This is a genomic window from Rhodomicrobium sp. Az07 (assembly GCF_018619475.1).
Lineage (GTDB): Bacteria > Pseudomonadota > Alphaproteobacteria > Rhizobiales > Rhodomicrobiaceae > Rhodomicrobium.
Genome location: NZ_JAHFZG010000001.1, coordinates 49,954 through 74,685, shown reverse-complemented (window position 1 = coordinate 74,685; position 24,732 = coordinate 49,954). Strand labels below are relative to the sequence as shown.

The window sequence follows — 24,732 nt, the reverse complement described above, 5'->3', positions numbered from 1 at the left end:
CCGGCTCCCGATCAATCACTTCCTCCCCACAAATGGATGGTACGTTACATGTCTGAATCGGAATACGAAATCGCGAACCACACGTCTCTCGACGTGTCGGAGCTGGCGGCAGCCTTGCGTGGCCAGAACCCGCTGTTCCGCAAATGGGCCGAAGGTTACGGCGTCATCAAGCACCAGGACGTCACCCAGGTGCGCATCTATGGCCTGGCCGAAACGCTGATCAAGGCAGGCAAGGCGAAGAACCTCGACGAAATCCTGCATAAGCTGATCGCGGCCGACCGTCTGACCAGCGCCGCGATGTGGATCGTCGTCCACATGACCTATGCGACGCGCGTCGACCTTGAAGGCCAGCCGCTCGCCCCCGACGACTTCAAGCACGCGCCGGAAGGCCACACCGGTGGCTCGCTCAACGTCGCGCCCGCCTATGTCGGCTATTTCCTCGCGAACGCCCTGACCGGCGAGACGCGCTCATGGGTCATGGGCCAGGGACACACCGTCGCCGCCATCGAATCCGTGAATCTTCTGCTCGAAAACCAGACGCCGCAGCAGAAAGATCGCTATACACGCGACGCCGCGGGCCTGCAAAACCTCGTCCGCGACTTCTACTCCTACGCCATCGCGCCGGACGGCTCGCCCGGCGTTCCGCTCGGCAGCCACGCCAACCCGAACACGGCCGGCGCGACGATGGAAGGCGGCTATCTCGGCTTCGCGGAGGTGGAATATGTCCACATGCCGCTGAAGGGGGAGAAGCTCGTCGCGATCCTCTCCGACGGCGCTTTCGAGGAGCAGCGCGGCAGCGAATGGTCCTCGCGCTGGTGGCGCCCCGGCGACAGCGGCCTTGTCTCGCCGATCATGATCCTGAACGGCCGTCGCATCGAGGAACGCAGCGAGATCGAGCAGCAGGGCGGCACCGAGTGGCTGAACGACCACCTGCGCATCAACAACTTCGACCCGATCGACATCGACGGAACCGACCCGGCGGCCTTCGCCTGGGCCATCCTGATTTCGGAGTCGAAGCTCGAAGGTCGCGGCGCGCTGACGCTCGCGGGCAAGCGCGATTATCCGATCCGGCTGCCTTATACGGTCGCGCGCACGATCAAGGGCTACGGTTTCCCCGGCGCCGGGACGAACCGCGCGCACGGAACGCCGCTGATCGGCAATCCGCGCCACGACGAAGCCGCGCGCAAGGAGTTCAACGAGGGCGCGGCGGCTCTGTTCGTATCGCCCGCCGAGCTTGAAGAGTCCATCGCGACGTTCAACGTGCATGCCGAGCAGGATCGCCCGAAGGAAGGCGATCATCCGATTGCGTCGCGCAATGTGGCAACGCCGACTTTCCCCGAGACCGTGTGGTCCGAGGTTGGTGTCGACGTCTCGCCGATGGCGGCGGTCGATCGTTTCTTCGTCGATCTCGTGAAGGCGAATCCGAACCTTCGCCCGCGCGTCGGCAACCCCGACGAACTCGGCTCGAACCAGATGGGCCAGACGCTCGCGCATCTGAAACACCGCGTGAACGTGCCGGAAGAAGGCGTGCCGGAATCGACCGAAGGCGCGATCATCACGGCGCTGAACGAAGAGGCCGTGATTGGCGCCGCGCTCGGCAACAAGGGCGGCCTCAACTTGTCGGTCAGCTACGAAGCCTTCGCGGTCAAGATGCTCGGCGCGCTGCGTCAGGATATCATCTTCGCGCGGCACCAGAAGCATATCGGCAAGAAGCCGGGCTGGATCGGCGTGCCGGTCATCGCCACGTCGCATGCGTGGGAAAACGGCAAGAACGAGCAGTCGCATCAGGATCCGACGCTGGCCGAGGCGCTTCTCGGCGAAATGTCGGACACCTCGCGCGTGCTGTTCCCGGTGGATGCAAACACCGCCGTCGAAGCGATGCGCACGATCTATCGCGACAATGGCACGATCGGCACGCTCGTCATCTCGAAGCGCCCGGTGCCGTCGCTCGTCTCGCCGGAACTCGCGGTGAAACTCTACGAGACCGGCGCGGCGACGTTCTCGGGCAATCTCGCGACAGCGGACGTTCAGTTGATCGCGCTCGGCTCCTATCAGCTGGTGGAAGCGATCAAGGCCGCGAAGCGGCTTGAAGCGAAGGGCGTCAACGCGGCGATTACCATCGTTGTCGAGCCGGGCCGCCTGCGCGAGCCGCGCGACCATCTGGAAGGCAAGTTCGTGCTGTCCGACGCGGAGCTGGAAGCGCTGTTCCCGGCGCGACTGCCGCGCGTCGTTGTCACGCATACGCGGCCCGAGCCCATCATCGGCGTGCTTCGTCGCATCGACGGCGGTCCCTCGCGGATGCGCGTGCTGGGCTACGTCAATCGCGGCGGCACGCTCGACGCGGCGGGCCTGCTGTTCGCCAACTACTCGACCTGGGCGCATATCGCGCGCGCGGCGGCGAAGCTCATCGGCAAGGACGCGTACGTCGTTCTGACCGAGGACGAAGTCCGCACCATCGACGGGCACGGCAATCCGCATCTCGTGATGAACGCTGCGTTCTGAACGAGCGTCAGACAATAGCTAGCCCCGCGTTCACTTTGAGCAGGGGCGCAGATGAACTGGAGGGCGGAGCGTTGGCTCCGCCCTTTCTTTTTTCGAAGACGAACCAGAGTGTTGCAGGCACGCAACGGTGCGGGACAGCTTCCGGCAACATCCGACGCTTTTTGTAGTCGTGCGACTAACGAAATTGCCACCGAAACGGCGTCTTCTCGCCTTACACATGACTTGGTGTATTTTTTGTTAATTAAAAAGTGACGATTTGTTCCTATAAAGCTTTCATCGATGCAAGACATGCATCTTATCAAGCAAATCGGAGCACGCCATGAACATTCTTTTCGACGGCCTCTCGTCTATCTTCGCTTTCATCAAGGAAGAATTCGATCTCGATCCCGCGAACCTCTGGCTTCGCTAAACAATCGAAAGATCGAATATTTTCCTGATACTCAGTTCGCATGGACGGCGAACGATGCAGAGCTACAGAATTTGTATTTGTTGCGTTAGACGCGACGGCGAGCCTTCAGACCTCGCCAAGGGACAGTCGCTTTTCTGAATTGAAGACCGTCGAAAGCAGCAAGACCGGCGTTTACCGGCCGCCCGATCCGGCTCCTGCTTTCGAAAACGCCGCGCTTCCGAAATCTGGCGCGCGAAGTCGCTCATCGAGCTCATGAGCGACCGCCTCACCATTCGCCCGCCGCGCTCACGCGGCGGCGCCGTCGCCCTCATCGAGCAACACGGCGATATTGATCTTCCCAGTCCGTTCCAGCACCCCGACAGAAACATTGCCGCTTCGCTCCGGCCGAACGGTGAAGCTGATCGATGCATCGCCGAGCCTCATGTTGCGGATGGCGATTTCGCCAATCGACATCGGCACCACGGGATTTCTCAGCGTGATTGTCCGGTTCGGCAGGCTGTAATGAAGCCCGAGCACGGCCTGGAGAAGCTGAAAGACCGCACCGCTCGCCCATGCCTGCGGCGAGCATGCAACAGGATAAAGCGTCGGCCCTCGGCTGCGTCGGCGCGGGAAGCCGCAGAAAAGCTCAGGCAAGCGCCGCTGATCCATATAGGATGCCGCCTGCATCAGCCCCTCGAAGATCGGCGCGATGCCCTGCGTCAGCCCGTAACGGGCGAGACCGATGGCGATGATGGCGTTATCGTGCGGCCAGATCGAACCGTTGTGATAGGACATCGGATTGTAGCGCGCCTCGCCCGAGGCAACGGTACGAATGCCCCAGCCCGAGTTGAAACGCGGCCGCAAGAGATCGTGGGCCACCTGCCGCGCGCGTTCGGGCATCATGATGCCCGTCGCCATCGCTTGCGCCGCATTGCTCGTGCGGACGCGGCAAGGCCGCTTTTTCCCGTCGAGCGCCAGCGCGTAGGTGCGAAGGTCGTCGCACCAGAACGCCGCCTCGAACCTCAGACGAAGCAGTTCCGCTTTCGCGATCAGCGTATCCGCGCGCTCGATTTCGCCGAGGAGCTTCGCGCAATTCCCCGCCACCTTCAGCGCGGCGTAGACATAGCCCTGCACCTCGACGAGCGCGATCGACCCTTCCGCGAGCGAGCCGTCGGCATGGAACACCGCATCGTGCGAATCCTTCCACCCCTGATTGACGAGCCCGTTCTGATTGGCGCGCGCATACTCGACGAAGCCGTCGCCGTCGGGATCGCCCGGCCCGTCGATCCAGTCGAGCGCGGCGAGCACGTTCGGCCAGATCTCACGCAAGAATGCGATGTCGCCCGTGCGGGCGACGTAAAGCCCCGCGAGCAGCACGAAAAGCGGGGTTGAATCGACACTGCCGTAATAGAGGCCGAAGGGCACTTCCCCGAGCGCGGCCATTTCGCCGCCGCGCATCTCGTGCAGGATCTTGCCGGGCTGTGCATCGGCCGCGTCGTCGAAGGTTGTGGCCTGAAAACGTGCGAGCCGCTTCAGTACGCCACGCGCCACCGACGGATCGAACCACAGAAGCTGCATCGCGGTGATAAGCCCGTCACGGCCGAAGGTGGTCGAATACCACGGAATGCCGGCGTAGGGATATTTGCCGTCCGTCGTCTTCGTCATGAGCATCCGCAGATCGGCAAGCGACCGGCAGATGATCTCGTTGACCACGGCGTTCGATGTTTCGACGCTCGCGATTTCGCCCGGCTTGCCGACGAGGTCGCGCCGCGCATGAAACAGCCCCCAGAGGAACGAGTCGGCCGCGGGCTGTACGTCGCCGTCGCATCTGATCGCCACGTAAAGGCGCTCAGTCTCGCGCGGCGCAAGCGCAACCTTGAAACGCGCCGTCGTCTCCGTCAATTCAACCGGAGTTGGCTGAAAGGTGAGCGTCGTCTCGCGCACCTTTCCGTCGAGACCGGTGTATTGAAGCTTGACCTTGTCCTTACCGACGACCTCCTTTTTCAGGGAGCCGCGCGCGGGGCGGCGCATGCCGCGCACCTCGAACAGGTCGGCGAAATCGGCGTCGAAATGAAAGTCGAGGTCTAGCGAGACGGGCTCCGCCCCATGATTGTAGAACGCGTTTCGTTGCGCCAGCCCGCCATTGTGAAGGTAGATCGTGCGCTTGATGTGCACGGTGTCCTTGAGAATCTCGATACCTTGGCCATCGAAATGGATATCGGGGTTGGTCAGGTCCGCGCGCATGTTGAGATTGTCGTCGCGCGTTGTGGAGCCAAGGAGAAGCGGCATCTCGCCGTTCACACAACACATAAGTTTCGAAAGATGCCGCGTGTCGCGCGAGTAAAGCCCGCTGGCTTCATCGCTCGCACAGCCGATGTCGCCATAATTGTCCATCACGACAAAGCAATCGTTTTGTTTCAGAATGCAGCGCGGCCGCGATGGAGCCCCTGCCGAGGCGATATAGAAGGGGGATTGCTCGCTCTCCGGTATCGTGTCGCAGACGCTCGGTTCTTTCGGCTCATCCAGCATTCAAAACCTCTTCGTTGGTTGATGTTTGGCCCCCGCCCCCCCGGCGCCAAAGCGCCGCCCGATGGGCAATTGTTGATGCTTTTCGGAATATTTTACTGCATCATCGCATAAAGACCGCGATCAGTTTCATGGGAGAATGGCATGGCATTCGAAGCGCTGAAAGCTGAACTCGACCTGCTCCTGCAAACGGTTGCGGACGCGCCGGAAGATCGTTTCGGCTTCTACATTCAACTGAAGGAAAAGCTGAATCAGGCTCGCGCCTTCGGTTACACGCCTCCTCAGGATCTGATCGATCTCGAAGCCGAACTCGACAGGGAATTCACGGACGAGAACACTGAGAAGTTTCCTCGGCCGTCCTGATCGGTGCCGGGCGCGACGCCCGGCTTTCTTCCTGATGCTGCTTGCCTAATGCACCGACGCCTGTCCCTCCGCCTGCGCCTCGCTTTCGAGCGCCGCCGCGATCACGTCATCCACGCGTTCGAGCCAGATGAAGTCGAGGCTCTTGCGCGTTTCCTCGGGGATGTCGTCGTAATCTCGGCGATTGCGCGCCGGTAACATAACACGCGTCAACCCGGCGCGAGCCGCCGCTATCACCTTTTCCTTAATGCCGCCGACCGGAAGCACGAGACCGCGCAAGCTGATCTCCCCCGTCATCGCCGTGTCGCTGCGCACGGTGCGCCCCGAGAGCAGCGAATAGAGCGCGGTGAACATCGCCACGCCCGCGCTTGGCCCGTCCTTCGGAGTCGCGCCCGCCGGAACGTGGATGTGGATATCGCTCTTCTCGAACATGTTCGGATCGAGCCCGAGCGATGTTGCACGGTTCTTCACGAGGCTCAACGCGGCTTGCGCGCTTTCGCGCATCACGTCGCCAAGCTGGCCGGTGAGGATCAGCACGCCTTTACCCGGCGCGCGCGTCGCTTCGATGAAGAGGATATCGCCTCCGACCGGGGTCCACGCAAGGCCCGTCGCCACGCCGGGGACGCTGGTGCGCATCGCAACTTCATTCTCGAAACGAGGCTGGCCGAGGATACCCGCGAGGTCGCCCGCATCGATCTGCACCTTCTCGCCCGGCGCTTCGGCGATGCGCACCGCGACGTTGCGGAATACCTTGCCGATCTCGCGTTCGAGCGACCGCACCCCCGCTTCGCGCGTGTAATACTCAATGATCGCGGTCAGCGCGGCGTCGTCGATAAGCGCCTGCCCGTTGGCGACGCCGTTCGCTTCCAGTTGGCGCGGCACGAGATAGCGCTTTGCTATTTCGAGCTTTTCCTTCGCCGTGTAGCCTGCAAGCTGGATGATTTCCATCCGGTCCAGCAGCGGGCCGGGTATCGTGTCCAGCATATTCGCCGTCGCGATGAAGGTCACGCGCGACAGGTCGAACGGCACACCGAGATAGGCGTCGCGGAACGTATTGTTCTGTTCCGGGTCGAGCACTTCGAGCATCGCCGCGAACGGATCGCCCTGAATGCCGCGCCCCATCTTGTCGATTTCGTCCAGCATCATCACGGCGTTGCGCGCGCCCGCCTTCTTGATACCCTGAATGATATTGCCGGGTAGCGAGCCGATGTAGGTGCGCCGATGGCCGCGAATCTCCGCCTCGTCATGCACGCCGCCGAGGCTGACGCGCACGAAGGGCCGCTCCATCGCGCGGGCGATCGACTGGCCGAGCGAGGTCTTGCCGACGCCGGGCGGCCCGACGAAACACAGGATCGGCGCCTTGCCCTGCGGCGCGAGCTTGCGGACGGCGAGATATTCGATGATCCGCTGCTTGATCTTGTCGAGGCCGAAATGCTCGTCTTCAAGGATCTTGCGCGCCTGCGCGAGGTCGATGGGCTTTTCGTCCGGGAGCGCCCAGGGAAGCTCGGTCAGCGTGTCGAGATAGGTGCGGATCATACCGGCTTCTGCCGCCTGCTCGGGCAGCCGCTCGTAGCGGCGAAGCTCCTTTTTCGCCTGCGTCTCCACCTCGGGCGGCATCTGCGCCTTGGCGATGGCCGCGGAAAGTTCGGCGACCTCCTCGGCCTTGCCGTCGCCCTCGCCGAGCTGGCGCTGGATCGCGGCCATCTGTTCGCGCAGCACGGCCTCGCGTTGGCGCTCGTCGAACACTGCCTTCGTCTGCCGTCCGATTTCCTGCGTGAGGCGCAGCACCTCGATTCGCTCGGACAGAAGCCGCGAAACCTTGTCCATGCGGGTCGGCAGATCGATGGTTTCGAGGATATCCTGCTTCTGATCGCTCGGGATGTCCATATAGGCCGTCACAAGGTCGGCCAGCATCGCGGCGGAGCTCGCGTTCTGCATCGCGTTGACAAGTTCCGTCGGCACTTGCGGCAGAAGCTCCAGGGCATCGACCGCCTTCTGGCGCAGAACCATCATGCGTGCTTCGATCTCCGCGCCATCTTCCGAAGGCTCGGCGATGCGCTGCACATTCGCGATGAACACGGGCCGTTCCTGCTGGAAATCGAGCACGCGGAAACGCTCGACGCCCTGCACGATCACATGGTGAGTGCCGTCCGGCGCGGTCACGTAACGCGCGATGTTCGCGACCGTGCCGACGCGGTGCATGTCGTCGCCGCTGGGCTCCGCGTTGCTGCTGTCGCGCTGCATGAGGATGCCGATCTGCTTTTCCTCGCGCATGGCCTGTTGAACCGCCGCGATGGAAATCGGTCGGCCGATGGAGATCGGAAAGAGCGTGCCGGGGAAGATCGTCGTCTCACGGATCGGGAGGATGAGAAGCGCGTTCGAACCGTCGTTTCCGTCTGTCACGGTCTCACCGGGCTGCGATTCGGCCTCCGGCGCCGGACCGGAATTGGATTGATCCATTGTGCCGCTTCCTTGTCAGAGGGATTTCTTTTCGAGGGTGATGAGCAGGCAACCGTTTATGGCCTGTCGCTGGACGGAAACGTAATGCGCAGGCGGCAACGGAATGTTGCGCGAGAACCGTCCCTGCGGCAGCTCAAGCTGATGAATCAGCGCCGTGCGCAACTCTTCCGGCAGCGAGCGTTTGCCCGAGACGGTAAGCATGCCGCTCTCGATCACGGCATCCACGGTTTCGGGATCGACGCCCGGCAACGCGCAGAGGATAAGCACCTCGGTCTTCGTTTCGAGGACATCGACCGGCGGCTCCCAGGCGGGTTGGCCAGCCTGATGGTGAACCTGAAAAAACTGCTGGTGCAGACGCTGGGCGCGGGAGAGACGGTCGAGCGCCTCGAACCACATCCAGGTCGTGAATTCCTTTTTTGTCATGAAGTGCGTTCCTGACATCGAATGCTCGGATGCGCGTGAGACGCCACGGTCCGAGCCGGATCGCGGCGAATGGGTGCCTGCTGTTCCCGGACGAATATGGACGGTGGGTGGGATGGCTTTCAAGGCTTCGCGGCGCGTTTATAAGCGCGCCGATCGGCGCGCGGGGCGGTGGACCTTTGACGCCTGCGGGGAAGCGTACTCGACGCCCGTCGCCAATCGACCACTCGCGATGCGCTCGGCAGCGTGCAAATCGTCCCGTCGAAGGGCCGACCTGTTGGAAACGCACCGCCACTTTTTTCGGCAAAATATGAAGGTATGTGTTGCGGTTTCCGACTGAACGGCCTATGTCAACTTTGTGACGCGGGGTGGAGCAGCCCGGTAGCTCGTCAGGCTCATAACCTGAAGGCCGCAGGTTCAAATCCTGCCCCCGCAACCACCAATTCCACAAGCTTCGTCTCCGGGTTCAAGGCAAAGCGCGATCCCATAATCTCCAAGCATTGGCCGGTCATCCGTTCCCACCGGAACGACTATGACGTTGCCGAGGATTTTCTGTAGCGCGTCGATGAAGCGCGCGCCTGCCGGCTTTCCGCCTTCCTCAGCATTCTTCACCGCGAAGGCGATCCCGCGCGCCACCTCCACATAAGCAACCGGCCGGTGGCCGATCAACGTGCGACGCAGCGCATCCCCAAGTGCGCGCCAGCTTTCGAGCGGCCCTCGAAAGGTACCTTCCGCGCACGGATCTCGCCGATCAGGCCACCTTTCGGCCGAGACACCACACGTCGCGAATGACGGGCAGGCCGTCGAACTGACGCACGCGGATGAGGTCGGCGCGCAACCCCGGCGCAATCTCGCCGCGATCGGTGAAGCCCACCGCGCGCGCCGGATTGCGCGTGACGGTGGCGACCGCCACGGCAAGCGGCATGTCCGCCTCGCTCACGAGCTTCATCGCGCCCCATAGCAGGGCGGCCGGCACGTAATCGCTCGACACGATGTCGAGCGCGCCTGCGCGGGCAAGTTCGAGCGCGGAGATGTTCCCGGAATGCGACTGGCCCCGGACGATGTTCGGGCCGCCCATGAGGACGGCCAGCCCTGCGCGATGCGACGCTCGCGCCGCCTCAAGCGTGGTCGGGAACTCGGCGACCGAAACGCGGTCGGCGATGGCCTCGTCCACATGCGCGGCGGTGGCGTCGTCGTGGCTCGCGAGCGGAACGCCTCGCGCATGCGCGGCTTCGACCACGTATCGCCGGTTGCTGTCCGAATAAAGCTCCGCGTCGCGCCTTCGCGTGCGCATGAACTCGGCAAGCTCGGCGTCCGTCATCTGATACTTGCCCTGATAATATTCCGCATAACGCGCGCCGTCGACGAACTGGCGCTGGCCGGGCGTGTGGTCCATCACCGAAATGAGCCGGAGGCGCGGGTTGTCGATCAGCGGATCGAGAAGATCGGGAAGCCCGGGATAGCTCACCTCGCAACGCCAATGGAAATAATGGTCGATCTTCAGCGTGCCCGCCACGATGTGGTCGTCGATGGCGCGGGCGATCTCCGCCACCATGCCGGAGCGGACCGAGCGCGTATGCACCTCGCCGACGCAAATCGCGTTGAAAACCGTGGTGATGCCTGAGGCGGCCAGTTCCCTGTCGTCCGAAAGCGCGGCGGAGCGCACCGGCCATGCGGTGCCGGGGCGCGGCATCATGTGGCGCTCGAAATTATCCGTGTGAAGCTCGATCAGGCCGGGCAGGACGAGATCGCCCTCGCAGTCGATGGCGGAGGGCAGCTGGCTCACGCCCTCGTCGATTCCGGCGATAATTTCGCCTTTTACGGTAAGGGTGCCTTTTACCACGCGGTCCGCAAGGACGATGCTGGCATTGGTAAGGATAAGCTCGTTCGCGCTCATGTCGTCTCAGTCCTGCTCGATGCCGGAGCGCGCGCGCTGGGAAGGGGACGCGCTCCAAATTCTTGTTCGCTCTATGCCGCCGCCGAGAAATGCGCGGCGTCCACGATCCTGTCGGCGATGGCGTCGCGAACATCCTCGTCGTGAACGATGGCGATGATTGCAGCACCGCCGCGCTTCCTCGCGTTGATGAGATCGACCACCACCGCGCGGTTCTTCGCGTCGAGCGAGGCTGTCGGCTCGTCGAGGAGAAGGAGCGCGTAGTCGGGGAGAAGACCTCTGGCGATGTTGACGCGCTGCTGCTCGCCGCCGGAAAACGTCGCGGGTGGCAGGCCGAAGAGGCGCTGCGGCACGTTCAGCCGCGTGAGCATCGCCGCGGCCCTGTCGCGGGCTTCTTCGCGGGCAGCGCCAAGGGCGACGAGCGGCTCGGCCACAACGTCGAGGGCTGGCACGCGCGGCACTGCCCGAAGGAACTGGCTCACATAGCCGATGGTTTCGCGCCTCAGCGCAAGGATCTGGCGCGGCGGCGCTTGCACCAGATCCGTTATCTCGCCCCCATGAGTCACGACGATGCGGCCGCTGTCGCATCCATAGCTGCCGTAGATCATCTTCAGCACCGAGGATTTCCCCGCCCCCGACGGTCCGACGATCGCAACGCATTCGCCCGCGCGGACATCGAAAGTCACGTCCGCCATGACGGGCAGGCTCACGCCGCCCTGAAGGTGCATCGTGAAGCTTTTCGACACGCCGGAGATTTCGAGCACGGGTTTCATCGATGCGGGTCCATGGCGTCAGGCCGGAAGGATCGAGGATACGAGAAGCTGCGTATAGGGTTCGCGCGGATCGTCGAGCACGCGGTCGGTCAGCCCGCTCTCGATGACTTCGCCCGCCTTCATCACCATGATTCGGTGAGACAACAGACGCGCGACGCCGAGATCGTGGGTGACGATCAGCGCCGACAAACCGAGATCGACCACGAGGCCGCGCAACAGGTCGAGGATGCGAGCCTGAACCGACACGTCGAGGCCGCCCGTCGGCTCGTCCATGAAGATCAGGCGCGGGCCTGTGACGAGGCTGCATGCGATCTGAAGGCGCTGGCGCATGCCGCCGGAGAAGGTGTCCGGCGTGTCGTCGATGCGCGCCTGATCGATTTCCACGCGCGCGAGCCAGCGCGCCGCTTCGGCGCGGATGTCGCCATAATGGCGCGCGCCCGCGCTCATGAGGCGCTCGCCGATGTTACCGCCCGCCGAGACGCTCATGCGCAAACCGAAGGACGCGTCCTGATGGACGAAGCCCCAGTCCGTGCGCCGGAGCACCGCGCGTTCGGCGTCGGTCAGCGCTGAAAGATCGCGCAAGCTCCCGTCGCGCATGCGGTATGACACGGTTCCGGCGTCGATGTCGGCCTGCCGGGTCAGAAGGCGCAGAAGGGTCGACTTGCCGGAGCCGGACTCGCCCACGATGGCGATCACCTCGCCGGGATACAGGTCGAAGCCGACATCGCGGCAGCCGAGGCGGCGGCCGTACCACTTGGTGACGCCGCGAACCGACAGAAGCGGCGCATCGTCAGTCATGCGGCCTCTCCTTCGCGCTCGCGGTCTCGCGACGCTTTTCGCAATAGTCGCTGTCGGAGCAGATGAACATGCGCCCGCCCTTGTCGTCCGTCACCACCTCGTCGAGGAAGGTGTCGTCCGCGCCGCACAGGGCGCAGGTTCCCTGCTGGCGGTAGCGCTCGAAGGGGTAGTCCGCGAAGTCGAGCGAAACGACGCGCGTATATGGCGGGATGGCGTAAATGCGCTTCTCGCGGCCCGCGCCGAAAAGCTGAAGCGCCGCGCAACCGCCGATCTTCGGGTTGTCGAATTTCGGCACGGGCGACGGGTCCATCAGGTAGCGGCCAGCGACCATGACCGGATAGGCATAGGCCGTCGCGATATGGCCGTGATGCGCGATGTCTTCATACAGCTTCACATGCATGAGGCCGTAATCCGCCAGCGCGTGCAGGCGGCGCGTCTCGGTTTCGCGCGGTTCGAGGAAGCGCAGCGGCTCGGGGATCGGCACCTGATAGACGAGGATCTGGCGGTCGGAGAGCGGCGTTTCCGGGACGCGGTGGCGCGTCTGGATCACGGTTGCGTCCGCCGTCGCGGTGGTCGTCTTCACATCCGCCACCTTGGCGAAGAACGCGCGGATCGAAACCGCGTTCGTCGTGTCGTCGGAGCCCTGATCGATCACCTTCAGCACATCGTCCGGCCCGAGGATCGCCGCCGTGACCTGAATGCCGCCGGTTCCCCAGCCGTAAGGCATCGGCATTTCGCGGCTGGCGAACGGCACCTGATAGCCTGGGATCGCGATCGCCTTCAGGATTGCGCGGCGGATCATCCGCTTCGACTGCTCGTCGAGATAGGCGAAATTGTAGGAGGCGGCGCTCATTCCGCGCCGTCCTTCGACGCGTCCGCGCCGCCCTCGAAGCTCGCGCGGATCTGGCGCAGAAGGCCAAGCTCGGACTGGAAATCCACATAATGCGGCAGCTTCAGATGCTCGACGAAGCCCGTGGCCTGCACATTGTCCGAATGCGACAGCACGAATTCCTCGTCCTGCGCGGGCGCGCGCGCCTCTTCGCCAAGCTCGCCCGCGCGAAGCGCGCGATCCACGAGCGCCATCGACATCGCCTTGCGTTCCGAATGCCCGAATGCAAGCCCGTAGCCGCGCGTAAACTGCGGCGGCTCGGTATCGCTGCCCTTGAACTGGTTGACCGTCTGGCATTCGGTCACGGTGATCGCGCCGAGCGGCACCGCGAAACCGAGTTCCTCGGCGAAAAATTCGACCTCCACCTCGCCCAGGCGGATTTCGCCCGCGAAGGGGTGGTTGCGGCCATAGCCGCGCTGCGTGGAATAGCCGAGAGCCAGAAGGAAGCCCTCATCGGCGCGGCTTAGGTTTTGCAGGCGCACGTCGCGCGACGCCGGGAAGGTCAGCGGATCGCGCGTGATGTCGCCCGGCCTGTCGGACGGGTCGGCCTCGGGCGACGGTTCGATGAGCGCTTCGCCCGCGAGAATGTCGGTGACGCGGGGGGTCGGCTCGCGGTCTGTCTCGCGCGGCGCCTGTTCGGGCGGCAGCGGTGCCGCTGGCTCCTCCAGCAGCCGGTGCGTGTAATCGAAGGTGGGGCCGAGGATCTGGCCGCCGGGCAGATCCTTGAAGGTGGCGGAGATTCGCCGCCGGATCTCCATGCGCGCGGTGTCGAGCGGCTCGCTTGCGCCGAAGCGGGGCAGCGTCGTCCGGTAAGCGCGCACGAGGAAGATCGCCTCGATCAGATCGCCCCACGCCTGCTTGATGGCGAGGGCGGCAAGCTCGCGGTCGTAAAGCGAACCTTCCGCCATCACGCGGGCGACGGCGAGCGCAAGCTGGCCCTCGATCTGCGGGACCGTAAGCTCGGGTACGCTCTCGTCGCCGCGCCGCTCATGCGCCAGAAGCTTGTGGGCGTTGGCAATCGCGCGCTCCCCGCCCTTCACGGCAACATACATCTAGCGATCCTCTTCGATGCGCGTCGATCTTGGCAGCGCCGCCACCGATCCCGGCCCGGCGAAGACGATGTCGACCCCGCACGGAAAGCGGCCCGCGTTTGCGCGAAGTTCGTCGGCGAAGCCCGGCGCAAGCGGCGACGGCGCGAAGTCACGATGGCTCGCAATACCCGGCCCGGAAAGGACGAGCGACAGACCGCCGGTGAAGGCCGCGACCTGAAGGACGAGCGTCGTCGAGCGATCCGGAAAATCGGGCGTGCCTTGCGAAAACGCGGCGAGCGGCGGAAGCGCGAGCGGATCGGCGGCAAAGGCGAACGCCGCATCCGAGGGGTTCGCCGTCACGCTCGCGCCCGTGTGGAACCTCAGCCACCGCGCGACGTCTTCTGCTTCCCCCAGGGCTGCATCGAGCCAGAAAGGCGTTTCATAGTCGAGAAGCGTCAGCGCCAGCGCAGCCGCCGAAGGCGACAACGGCGCGGGTGGCGTGAGCGCGTCGGGCACCGCCCTGATTTCGCCGGGGCGAGCCATGGCGTCCATCACCGCGCGAAAGGTCGCCTGCGTATCGAAGACGGGATTTGCGAAGGCTGGTGAGAGGGCGGGCACGGGATCAGTCCTCCCCGCGAACGAGAGTGAAGAAATCGACCCGCGTCGCGTCGGTTTTCGCGCGGGCTTCGTCGCGCGCTTTGGCGAGCCTTTCGCGAACGGGCGCGATGAGGAGCGTTTCGATCTGGGCGCGCCTGTCGCGGCTTTGCCAGAGCGCATCGCACAGCGCCGCCAGCCGCGCTTTTTCCTGGTCCCGGCCGAGGAGATAGGAAAAGCCGGTTTCGCCGCTTGCGATCCGCACGGCGCAGCGCGTCACGGTCGCCTCGCCGACATTGAACGGCGCGCCATCGCCGCCGATCCGCCCCCGGATCATCACGAGCCCGGTCTCCGGCTTGCGGATTTCGACGGCGTCGATGCTTCCCATGCTTTCGAGCGCGCCACGAAGCTCGGCCGCATTCGCCGCCGCGAAAGTTGCCATGGCGGCGCGGCGAGTCTCGATCTCGGCGTCAATTATCTGCGTGCTGCCTGAACTCGCCATAAGTCCTTATGCGGACGACGAAGCGCCCGATCCCTCGATGCAGCTTTTGAACGCAGCCGGTGACGCTTTCATGACACGGAGCGCATGTCATTCACGCGTTATCCGGCACGACCTATGACGGAGACCACATCACGGTATATCGGCATCAAGTGGACAGGGGCGCAGTACTCGGCTTTCATGAACGACGAGGAAAAGCGATAGCTTTGGCCGAGTCGATGCCATGATCGGCTATCGCTTCGACGACATTGCCTTCCGGAAGCGCCAGAGATCAAGCTGAATCAACACCAGCGACCTTGCCCCACTGTGGAGAAGCGCGCTTGTGCGACCGAGAACTTTTCGGCGAGCTTACTTCGCCAGGCCGCCGTCCATCTTGCCGCCGTTCCCGTTCTTCTTCGCGGTGCCCGCGGCAAGCGGCTTGCTCGAACCGGCCTTGAACTTCTCGGCGCGCGGCCAGAAGCGCAGCCCGGCGCAGCGCTCCGCAAACGCGGTCGCGTCGTCGGGGCCCTTGATCTGCATCACGCCGCCGTCGAGTTCACCGGCGATGCCCGCCTTCGCGAACAGCGGCGCGAGATTGCCGTGCCATCCGATGAACTTCTGATGCGCGAAGGCATCGGCTACGAAGTCGCGCGCTGAGGGGTGATGCGCGAGTTGCGCGCCGCCATCGGGCGAGGCGAGGATCGCGACCGCGTCGTAAAGCACCGACGGGGCGCCATCGAGCCTCTGTTTCGCCTCGATCCACGTGCCGTCGCTGGCGCTGACGCCGCCGACCTCCGGGGCGATGATCTCCACCAGCGCTTTCTCCGCCGCGAAGCTCTTCTTCAGGTCGGCGAGCGCGTTTGCGTCGACGCCGTCGGTGACGAGAATTCCGAGCTTGCGGCCCTCGAAGCGCTTCGGACCGTTCTTCACGATGCTCAAGGCGAGGCTCTCCTTCAGGTCGGTGCGCACCGGCGCTGCGGCGTCGGCGGGCTTCGGCATTTCCTTCAGCCGGATTGCGGTCGCGACCTTCTTCGCAAGCTCGTCGTCGATGTTGAGGAGGTGCGAGACGACACGGCTGCGGATCGCAGGCGTCTCGACCTTCGACAGCTCGAACGTGATGGCGTCGGCGATGTGCTGCTTCTCGATCTCGGTCTGGCTGATGTAGAATTGCCGCGCCTGGCTGTAGTGGTCGGCGAAGGACTCCGCGCGCAGCCGCCGCATCTCCCCCGCCACCTCCTCGGGGAAAGTCTTGAAGCCTTTTTCGGGCGATTCGCGCGGGCCGCCCTTCTCGCCGCCCCATGAATTCGGCTCGTAATTGGCCCGGCCACGCGGATTGCGCATCGTCATGTGGCCGTCCTGCTGGAATGTCGCGAACGGGCATTTCGGCGCGTTGATCGGCAGGAACGTGAAGTTCGGCGAACCGAGCCGCTTCAACTGCGTGTCGAGATAGGAGAAGTTGCGCCCCTGAAGCAGCGGGTCGTTCGTGAAGTCCACGCCGGGCACGATATTCTGCGTGCAGAACGCCACCTGCTCCGTATCGGCGAAGAAGTTTTCGGGCATGCGGTCGAGGACGAGACGGCCTACGACGCGAATCGGCACTTCCTCCTCGGGGATGATTTTGGTCGGGTCGAGGACATCGAAGGCGAACTTGTCGGCGAAGGCGTCGTCGAAAAGCTGAACGCCAAGCTCCCATTCGGGGAAGTTGCCGCTTTCGATGGCATCCCAGAGGTCGCGGCGATGAAAGTCCGGGTCCGCCCCGTTGATCTTGACCGCTTCGTTCCAGACGACGGATTGCAGGCCGAGCTTCGGCTTCCAGTGGAACTTGACGAAGGTGGACTTCCCCTCCGCGTTCACGAAGCGGAATGTGTGGACGCCGAAACCCTCCATGAAGCGGAAGGAGCGCGGGATGGCGCGGTCGCTCATCACCCACATGACCATGTGCATGCTCTCGGGACTGAGCGAGATGAAGTCCCAGAAATTGTCATGCGCGGACGCCGCCTGCGGGAAGGCGCGGTCGGGCGCTTCCTTGACCGAATGCACGAAATCGGGGAACTTGATCGCGTCCTGAATGAAGAACACCGGGATGTTGTTGCCGACGATGTCCCAGTTGCCCTCCTTCGTGTAGAGCTTCACCGCGAAGCCGCGCACGTCGCGGGCGAGGTCGAACGATCCTTTCGCGCCCGCCACCGTGGAGAAGCGCACGAAGACCGGCGTCTTCTCGCCGACGCGCTGGAAGATGTCGGCCTTCGTGACATCGGCGAGCGACGCCGTCGTCTCGAAAAAGCCGTGTGCGCCGTAGCCCCGCGCATGTACCACCCGCTCCGGGATGCGCTCATGGTCGAAGTGGAAGATCTTCTCGCGGAAATGGAAATCTTCGAGAGCCGTCGGCCCGCGCGCGCCGACCTTGAGCGAGTTCTGGTCGTCGGCGACTGGCACCCCCTGCTGCGTCGTCAGAACGGGCACGTCGCCGCCCGCAACCTGATGGGTTTCGCCCCCCTCGCCCCGCAAGATCTTCTCCTGCCCGTAGGCTACGCTTGTGTTGTCGCCGTTGCTTTCCGTCTTCGCCATGGGTCGCTCTCTCCTCAGGGGCATCGGAGCGCGTCGGAAATTGTGGATGGCTTGCCGCGCAGAGCCGTGCCGGTCATCAGAAAGCAGAACCGTTCTAGAAAAAGCTTGTTCCGCCGTGGACTTAGCTTATGTCAGGCGCGGTGAGCGAGCCGTAACGCTCTTGCAGGAGGATTGAAACGCCTTAATAACCGCAAGATCGTGCTTCCCAACCAGGGCGACGGGTCTTAAAAGCGGCGAAAAACATAAGTTGCTGCAAAGACAACGGTTCGACGTTTCCATAAGGGCGAGGAGTTTCCATCGTGAATGCAAGGATTTTACTGAGCGCGGCCGTGCTGGCGTTCGGCGCGCAAATGGCGCAGGCGGCTCCGGTCGCGCGCGTCAACGGAACGGACATCACGGAAGCCGAGATCGCCTTCGCGGAAGCCGAGGTCGGGGCGGAAATCGCGGGGCTGCCCGCTGAAAGCCGCCGTCGCGTGCTGGTCGAATATCTCGTCGAGGCGCATCTTTTCGCGAACGAGGCGGCAAAGGACAAGCTCGACGCGGCCAAGGATTTCGAGGAGCGCGCCGCTTATTACAAGTTGCGGGCGCTGCGCGATACCTTTTACGAGAAGAAGGTCCGCGATGCTGTGACCGACGCTCAGGCCAAGGCCGCCTATGACGAGCAGATCGCCAAGCTGAAGCCGGAGCCGGAAGTGCGCGCCCGCCATATCCTCGTCAAGACCAAGGAAGAAGCGGCAGAACTCGTGAAGCAGCTCAAGGGCGGCGCGGACTTCGTCGAACTCGCCAAGAAGAGCGCGGACGGTCCTTCCGCCGACACCGGCGGCGACCTCGGCTATTTTTCCAAGGGCCAGATGGTGAAGGTGTTCGAGGATACGGCCTTTGCGCTTCAGCCCGGCCAGGTTTCCGAACCCGTGCAGTCCGAATTCGGCTGGCACGTGATCAAGGTCGAGGACAAGCGGAATCGGCCCGTGCCCAGCTTCGACGAGGTGAAGGATCAGATCGTCGCCTCGCTCGTGCAGAACCAGCTTCGCGAAACCGTGCAGAAGCTCCGTTCATCCGCTAAGGTGGAAATCGTCGATCCCGAGTTGAAGAAGGCCATCGAAGAAGACGCCAAGGCTGCCGCGATCGAAACGACGACAGAGCAGAAGTAGCCGCTAACGAAAGGAGCCGGGTTCATGGCGAGTATCAGCAAGGTTTCGCCGTTTGCGCCCGGCGAACTCGTGCCCCTGCCGTCGATCGCGGGCGTGAAGATCGCGGTCGCGGAGGCGGGCATCAAATATGCGAACCGCACCGATGTTCTGTTGATGCTGTTCCCGGAAGGGACGCAGGCGGGCGGTGTCTTGACGCAGTCGAAAACGTCTTCGGCGGCTGTGGACTGGTGCCGCGAGCAGCTTCAGCACGCCGGTGCGCGGGCGCTCGTCGTCAATTCAGGCAATGCGAATGCGTTCACGGGCCAGCGCGGCCGCGACGCTGTCGAGGCAACGGCTGCATTCGCGGGCGAGGCGGGCGGCTTCGAAGCAGAGCGCGTGTTCATCGCGTCCACGGGCGTCATCGGCGAGCCGCTCGACGCCACGAAGTTCAGTCACGTTCTGTCGAAGATGGCGGGCGAGGCGAATGAAGACCTCTGGCACGACGCCGCGCGCGCCATCATGACGACGGACACCTATCCAAAAGTGGCCACGCGCCGCGCCTTCGTCGACAACGTGCCGGTCACGCTGAACGGCATTGCCAAAGGCTCGGGCATGATCCAGCCCGACATGGCGACGATGCTGTCGTTCATCGTTACCGATGCGGCCGTCGAAGGCCACGTGCTGACGGAGCTTCTGCGCCGCCACGTGAGGACCACGTTCAACGCCGTGACTGTCGACGGCGACACATCGACCAGCGACACGCTTCTGATCTTCGCGACGGGGGAGGCCGCAGCCAAGGGCGCGCCAAAGATCGCCGGGCCGGACGATCCCGAAGCGGCGGCGTTCTCGGCAGCGCTTCTTTCGCTCATGCACGACCTCGCCATTCAGGTGGTGAAGGATGGAGAAGGCATCTCGAAGCTTATGACGATCCACGTCGAGGGCGCGGAGAGCGACGAAGCCGCCCACCGCATCGCCATGACCATCGGCAATTCGCCGCTCGTGAAGACGGCGGTTGCGGGCGAGGACGCGAACTGGGGCCGCATCGTCGCGGCCGTCGGGCGCTCCGGCGAAGCGGCAGACCGCGACCGGCTGTCGATCTGGTTCGGCGACATCCAGGTCGCGAAGGAAGGTTTGCGCGACGCCGATTACAAGGAAGAGCAGGGCAGCGCCTACATGAAGCGCGCCGAAATCGACATCCGCGTCGATTGCGGCGCGGGCGGGCCGGGGCGCGCAACCGTCTGGGCTTCGGACCTCACCTATGACTACATCCGCATCAATGCCGACTACCGGAGCTGACGCCGCCCCCGCATCGCCGGGGCTGAAGCTCGTGACCTGCGTGGCCGTGGCGCTGGTCGACCGGGACAACCGCGTGTTGCTCGCGCAGCGGCCCGCGCACAAACCGATGGGCGGGCTGTGGGAGTTTCCCGGCGGCAAGATCGAGGCGGGCGAGCTTCCCGAGGCAGCGCTCATCCGCGAGTTGAAGGAAGAACTCGACATCGAGGTACCGCAGCGCTGCCTCGCGCCGCTCACCTTTGCGAGCCATTCCTACGAGACGTTCCACCTCCTGATGCCGCTTTACATCTGCCGCAACTGGAACGGCATGGTGCGCCCGCTCGAAGGGCAGACGCTGGCGTGGGTGCGCCGCGACAAGCTGCGCGACTATCCGATGCCCGCCGCCGACCTGCCGCTTGTGCCGATCCTTCAGGACTGGCTTTAAGACCGGGCGCCCGAAGCCTTTCGGCGGCGGGAATACTACGGTGGAAGCCGCGCCCTCCAAAAAACGCGGTCGTCGGTTAGAACATAACCCCCGGACCAGGCGCAGACCGGCCTTGAGCATGCTTGAAGTCGGGTTTAGGGTCGCAGGCACGCGCCCGTTTGGCGCGCCTGTCCGCTGGATCGCCGATGTCGACATCTTTTTCCGTTTTCCTCCCGGCCTGCTTCGCGCTCAACATGGCGTTCGGGCCGAACAACCTTCTTTCGCTCACCATCGGCGCGCGCCACGGCGTGATGCCCGCGATTGCCGCCGCGCCGGGCAGGCTCGTCGCCTTCGCCGTCATGATCGCGATCACGGCGGCGGGCATGGGCGCGCTCCTGATGGCGTCGGAGGCGGCATTCACGGCTGTTAAGCTCGTGGGCGCGGCCTATCTCGTGTGGATCGGCGCGCGGCTCATCATGGCCAAGGGGTTCGATACCCTCACCGCGCCGAACGGCCGCGCGCAAGCTTCCGGCGGTTTCCTCAGACAGGAATTTCTCGTCGCGGCGAGCAATCCGAAGGCGATGCTCATCTTCACGGCATTCCTGCCGCAATTCGTCGATCAGAGCGACTACTGGCGAAGCTTCCTGTTCGTCGGCGTCGTCTTCCTCATCCTCGAAGTTCCGGCAATCGCGATCTATGCCCTGATCGGCTCGCGCATCGGCCGCCTCGCGCAAGGGGGAAGCGCGTCGCGATGGATCAACCGCGTGAGCGGGTCGATGATGGTGGCGTTCGGCATCGCTCTCGCTTTCGCCCGGCGGCCGGCTTCCTGACGGGACACGCGCCGCGAAGCTTGCGGCGGACTTGATGGTGGAGAGACTGCGCGTGCAACCATTGGACAGGCCGTCGCGGCGCGTTGACAGCGCCGCTGCGTCTGCTTATTTCTCGTGCCATGAGGAGAAGGGATGCTTCTCCCGGTCAATTTCGCAAACAGCCCGTAAAGAAAGCCACCGCCGAAAACATAAGGGCGCTCTGGCAGCGGTCCGTTAATCTCCGGACTGCATTTTCCTGGCGAGGCAGTGAGGCTCGGCAACATGGTTTCTCTTGGCGCGCTCGCAACCAAGATCTTCGGCAGTTCCAACGACAGGCTCCTGAAGAGTTTTCAATCGAGGGTCGCGCCGATCAACGCGCTGGAACCGAAGTTCCAGGCGCTTTCGGACGATGAGCTGCGCGCGAAAACCGTCGAGTTTCGCGAACGGCTCGGAAATGGCGAGCATCTCGACAAGCTGCTTCCGGAAGCATTCGCCACCGTGCGCGAAGCGGCGAAGCGCACGCTCGGCCAGCGGCATTTCGACGTTCAGCTTATCGGCGGCATGGTGCTTCATTCCGGCAAGATCGCGGAGATGAAGACGGGCGAAGGCAAGACGCTCGTGGCCACCCTCGCCGCCTATCTCAACGCGCTGCCGGGGCGCGGCGTGCATGTCGTTACGGTGAACGATTACCTCGCCAAACGCGACTCCGAATGGATGGGGCAGATCTACCGCTTTCTCGGCCTCACAGTGGGCTGCATCACCCACGAACTCGACGACACCGAACGCAAAGCCGCGTATACCTGCGATATCACCTACGGCACGAACAACGAATACGGCTTCGATTACCTCCGCGACAACATGAAGTATTCGGTCGACGAGATGGTGCAATTCGGCGGCCGTCCGCCGGAGCTTCAGGGCCACGCCTTCGCCATCGTCGACGAGGTGGACTCGATCCTCATCGACGAGGCGCGCACGCCGCTCATCATTTCCGGCGCGATCGAGGACAAGTCGGACCTTTACATCACCATCGACAAGGTCATTCCGAAGCTCGGCAAGGAACATTACGACCTCGACGAGAAGCAGCGCACGGTGACCTTCAGCGAAGAGGGCAATCAGCGCATTGAGGAGCTTCTGCAAGAGGCCGGTTTCATCGAGCCGGAGAGCACCTTTTACGACGTCGAGAACGTGACGATCGTCCATCACGTCAACCAGGCGCTTCGCGCGCACAAGCTGTTCCTGAAAGACCGCGATTATATCGTCCGCAAGGGGCAGGTCGTCATCGTTGACGAGTTCACCGGCCGAATGATGGAAGGTCGCCGCTATTCGGAGGGGCTGCATCAGGCGCTCGAAGCGAAGGAAGGCGTTGCCGTCCAGCCCGAAAACCAGACGCTCGCCTCGATCACCTTCCAGAATTACTTCCGCCTTTACGAAAAGCTGGCGGGCATGACCGGCACCGCCATCACCGAAGCGGCCGAATTCCTCGATATCTACAATCTCGAAACCGTCGAGATCCCGACCAACCGCCCCATGCGCCGTATCGACTCGGACGACGAAGTCTATCGCACGGCGGCGGAGAAATACCGCGCCATCATCAGGTTGATCGAGGACTGCGCGAAGCGCGGTCAGCCCATCCTCGTCGGCACGACGTCTATCGAGAAGTCGGAAACGCTGTCCGAGATGCTGAAGCCGCTCGGCGTGCCGCATCAGGTGCTGAACGCGCGCTACCACGAACAGGAAGCCTTCATCATCGCGCAGGCGGGCATGCCGGGCGCCGTGACGATCGCCACCAACATGGCCGGCCGCGGCACCGACATTCAGCTCGGCGGCAACGCGGACATGCAGATCGCAGCGTGGGCCGCCGAGAAGCGCGCGGCGGGGATCGAGCCGACGGCGGAAGAGGTCAAGGCGGAGCGCGACAGGATCGCAGCCGACATCGAGGCAAAGAAGGAACAGGCGCTCGCCGCCGGAGGCCTCTACGTGCTTGGCACGGAGCGCCACGAAAGCCGCCGCATCGACAATCAGCTTCGCGGCCGTTCGGGCCGTCAGGGCGATCCGGGTGCGTCGCGCTTCTATCTCTCGCTCGAAGACGATCTGATGCGCATCTTCGGTACGGATCGCATGGATTTCATGCTGCGCAAGCTCGGCATCAAGGAAGACGAAGCCATCGCGCATCCGTGGATCAACCGCGCGCTCGAAAAGGCGCAGCAGAAGGTTGAAATGCGCAACTTCGACATGCGCAAGAACGTGCTCAAATACGACGACGTGATGAACGACCAGCGCAAGGTCGTGTTCGAGCAGCGCATCGACCTGATGCAGGAAGAGACGGTCGAAGAAACCGTCGCCGACATGCGCCGCGAAATCGTGCAGGATCTGGTTGCGACGCATATCCCGGCGAAGGCTTTCGTCGAGCAGTGGGACGTGAAGGGCCTGCGCGAGGAATTCAATGCGGTCTTCGGCATGGATGTGCCCGTCGATGAGTGGGCCGCCGAGGAAGGCATCGCCGAACAGGAGATTGAGGAGCGGCTTCTCGCGAAGGCCGATGCGGCAGCGGCGCGCAAGGCGTCCGAGGTCGGCCCCGAGACGATGCGGCAGATCGAGAAGGCGATCCTGTTGCAGACGCTCGATCATCTCTGGCGCGAGCATATCGTCAGCCTCGAACATCTGCGTCAGGCCGTCGGTCTTCGCGGCTACGCCCAGCGCGATCCGCTCCACGAATACAAGAGCGAATCCTTCCAGATTTTCGAAAGCATGCTGTCGCGCCTGCGCCGGGACGTGACCGGCCAGCTCATGCACGTTCAACTCGCGCAGGTCGAGGACTATGAGCAGGATGAGCTTCCGGAGCTTCAGATGTTCCGGCCCGATCCTGTCACGGGCGCCGATCTTTCCGAGCCCGAAGCCGAAGCCGGTCCCCAGTCGAGGCAGGGACGCCGGGCGGCTGCGAAGCAGGGCGGCGGCGCGAAGCCGTCCGCTCCCGCGTCGGCGAAGGCTTCGCGCGGCGGCGGAAAAGCGCCCGCTGTGGATCCGAACAACCCGGCGACATGGGGCAAGGTAGCACGCAACGCGCTATGCCCCTGCGGGTCGGGCAAGAAATACAAGCATTGTCATGGCGCGATTGCCGCGACTGCTGCGGAATAGCGGGGCGGTCGCCGCGCTTCGCGGATAAAGGGAGAGCGGCGCCTATGAACGGCCCGCTCCTTCGCCATCGATGGCCTGCGCAGCAAGCCACGCCGCCCTATATTGCTGAACCGTTAATTGGTCGCTTGCTCGTCCGCAAGCGGGAGGGCACCCGCGTGACGCGGTGAATGCCCGAGCCAAGTGTGGGGTCGAATTGCGCATCGATCCGCATGACCGGAACGCGGCCTCGCGGATCAGATCGAAAGAACTTGAGGCCGTTCGGCTTTTCGGCCGGAGCTTCG

At 63.8% G+C, this 24,732-nt stretch carries 19 protein-coding genes and 1 tRNA gene; 8 read left to right on the top strand and 12 right to left on the bottom strand.

The annotated features are described in order from the left end of the window. The first annotated feature begins 48 nt into the window (after positions 1–48). A complete protein-coding gene (locus KKP04_RS00325) occupies positions 49–2,502 on the top strand; it encodes a xylulose 5-phosphate 3-epimerase (RefSeq protein WP_251133803.1) in 2,454 nt (817 codons plus the stop codon). A gap of 694 nt (positions 2,503–3,196) precedes the next feature. Here KKP04_RS00325 and KKP04_RS00320 read toward each other — a convergent pair. Continuing rightward, entirely contained in the window at positions 3,197–5,419 is a 2,223-nt protein-coding gene (locus KKP04_RS00320; RefSeq protein WP_215024849.1) for an amylo-alpha-1,6-glucosidase, read from the bottom strand. Positions 5,420–5,560: 141 nt separating this feature from the next. Between KKP04_RS00320 and KKP04_RS00315 the strand changes: the two genes are divergently transcribed. After that, complete coding sequence (locus KKP04_RS00315) at positions 5,561–5,779, top strand: hypothetical protein (RefSeq protein ID WP_215024846.1); 219 nt, start codon at positions 5,561–5,563, stop codon at positions 5,777–5,779. Positions 5,780–5,824: 45 nt separating this feature from the next. Here KKP04_RS00315 and lon read toward each other — a convergent pair whose 3' ends face one another. Both lon and KKP04_RS00305 read right to left on the bottom strand, forming a co-directional pair. Beyond that, on the bottom strand, positions 5,825–8,236 hold the full coding sequence (gene lon, locus KKP04_RS00310) for an endopeptidase La (protein WP_215024843.1): 2,412 nt from the start codon (positions 8,234–8,236) through the stop codon (positions 5,825–5,827). A 15-nt stretch (positions 8,237–8,251) separates the two neighbouring features. Beyond that, on the bottom strand, positions 8,252–8,659 hold the full coding sequence (locus tag KKP04_RS00305; RefSeq protein WP_215024840.1) for an Hsp20/alpha crystallin family protein: 408 nt from the start codon (positions 8,657–8,659) through the stop codon (positions 8,252–8,254). Positions 8,660–9,018: 359 nt separating this feature from the next. On the opposite strand from KKP04_RS00305, the gene KKP04_RS00300 reads away from it, so the two are divergent. Next, positions 9,019–9,095 (top strand) — tRNA-Met (locus KKP04_RS00300). On the opposite strand, the gene KKP04_RS00295 is transcribed toward KKP04_RS00300, so the two are convergent. The 9 genes from KKP04_RS00295 to KKP04_RS00255 form a co-directional block, all read right to left on the bottom strand. Then, positions 9,074–9,325 carry a hypothetical protein gene (locus KKP04_RS00295; protein ID WP_215024837.1) on the bottom strand — a complete coding sequence of 84 codons (252 nt, stop codon included), beginning with the start codon at positions 9,323–9,325 and terminating at the stop codon, positions 9,074–9,076. The two genes, KKP04_RS00300 and KKP04_RS00295, sit on opposite strands and share 22 nt — an antisense overlap. Positions 9,326–9,407: 82 nt before the next feature. Then, positions 9,408–10,553, bottom strand: coding sequence for an alpha-D-ribose 1-methylphosphonate 5-triphosphate diphosphatase (locus tag KKP04_RS00290; RefSeq protein WP_215024834.1), 1,146 nt, complete (start codon positions 10,551–10,553; stop codon positions 9,408–9,410). A 71-nt stretch (positions 10,554–10,624) separates the two neighbouring features. Continuing rightward, the gene (gene phnL, locus KKP04_RS00285; RefSeq protein WP_215024831.1) at positions 10,625–11,323 is read right to left on the bottom strand and encodes a phosphonate C-P lyase system protein PhnL; all 699 of its coding nucleotides are present in this window, start codon (positions 11,321–11,323) and stop codon (positions 10,625–10,627) included. Positions 11,324–11,341: 18 nt separating this feature from the next. Next, positions 11,342–12,121 carry a phosphonate C-P lyase system protein PhnK gene (gene phnK, locus KKP04_RS00280; protein ID WP_215024828.1) on the bottom strand — a complete coding sequence of 260 codons (780 nt, stop codon included), beginning with the start codon at positions 12,119–12,121 and terminating at the stop codon, positions 11,342–11,344. Next, positions 12,114–12,974 carry an alpha-D-ribose 1-methylphosphonate 5-phosphate C-P-lyase PhnJ gene (locus KKP04_RS00275; RefSeq protein ID WP_215024824.1) on the bottom strand — a complete coding sequence of 287 codons (861 nt, stop codon included), beginning with the start codon at positions 12,972–12,974 and terminating at the stop codon, positions 12,114–12,116. The genes phnK and KKP04_RS00275 overlap by 8 nt, the downstream gene beginning before the upstream one ends. Further along, positions 12,971–14,062, bottom strand: a complete 1,092-nt coding sequence (locus tag KKP04_RS00270; protein ID WP_215024821.1) for a carbon-phosphorus lyase complex subunit PhnI — start codon at positions 14,060–14,062, stop codon at positions 12,971–12,973. The genes KKP04_RS00275 and KKP04_RS00270 overlap by 4 nt, the downstream gene beginning before the upstream one ends. Next, on the bottom strand, positions 14,063–14,659 hold the full coding sequence (gene phnH / locus KKP04_RS00265) for a phosphonate C-P lyase system protein PhnH (RefSeq protein WP_215024818.1): 597 nt from the start codon (positions 14,657–14,659) through the stop codon (positions 14,063–14,065). It lies immediately after the preceding gene. Positions 14,660–14,663: 4 nt separating this feature from the next. Beyond that, the gene (phnG, locus tag KKP04_RS00260; protein ID WP_215024814.1) at positions 14,664–15,137 is read right to left on the bottom strand and encodes a phosphonate C-P lyase system protein PhnG; all 474 of its coding nucleotides are present in this window, start codon (positions 15,135–15,137) and stop codon (positions 14,664–14,666) included. Between the two features lie 345 nt (positions 15,138–15,482). Beyond that, the gene (locus KKP04_RS00255) at positions 15,483–17,681 is read right to left on the bottom strand and encodes a catalase (protein WP_215024812.1); all 2,199 of its coding nucleotides are present in this window, start codon (positions 17,679–17,681) and stop codon (positions 15,483–15,485) included. A 299-nt stretch (positions 17,682–17,980) separates the two neighbouring features. Between KKP04_RS00255 and KKP04_RS00250 the strand changes: the two genes are divergently transcribed. From KKP04_RS00250 to secA, 5 genes are all read left to right on the top strand, one after another. After that, the gene (locus KKP04_RS00250; RefSeq protein ID WP_215024810.1) at positions 17,981–18,832 is read left to right on the top strand and encodes a peptidylprolyl isomerase; all 852 of its coding nucleotides are present in this window, start codon (positions 17,981–17,983) and stop codon (positions 18,830–18,832) included. Positions 18,833–18,856: 24 nt separating this feature from the next. Then, positions 18,857–20,107 carry a bifunctional glutamate N-acetyltransferase/amino-acid acetyltransferase ArgJ gene (argJ, locus tag KKP04_RS00245; protein ID WP_215024807.1) on the top strand — a complete coding sequence of 417 codons (1,251 nt, stop codon included), beginning with the start codon at positions 18,857–18,859 and terminating at the stop codon, positions 20,105–20,107. Beyond that, on the top strand, positions 20,088–20,528 hold the full coding sequence (locus tag KKP04_RS00240) for a (deoxy)nucleoside triphosphate pyrophosphohydrolase (protein ID WP_251133801.1): 441 nt from the start codon (positions 20,088–20,090) through the stop codon (positions 20,526–20,528). The genes argJ and KKP04_RS00240 overlap by 20 nt, the downstream gene beginning before the upstream one ends. A gap of 185 nt (positions 20,529–20,713) precedes the next feature. After that, entirely contained in the window at positions 20,714–21,337 is a 624-nt protein-coding gene (locus KKP04_RS00235; RefSeq protein WP_215024801.1) for a LysE family translocator, read from the top strand. Between the two features lie 261 nt (positions 21,338–21,598). Then, positions 21,599–24,451, top strand: a complete 2,853-nt coding sequence (gene secA / locus KKP04_RS00230) for a preprotein translocase subunit SecA (protein ID WP_215024798.1) — start codon at positions 21,599–21,601, stop codon at positions 24,449–24,451. The last annotated feature ends 281 nt before the right edge of the window (positions 24,452–24,732 follow it).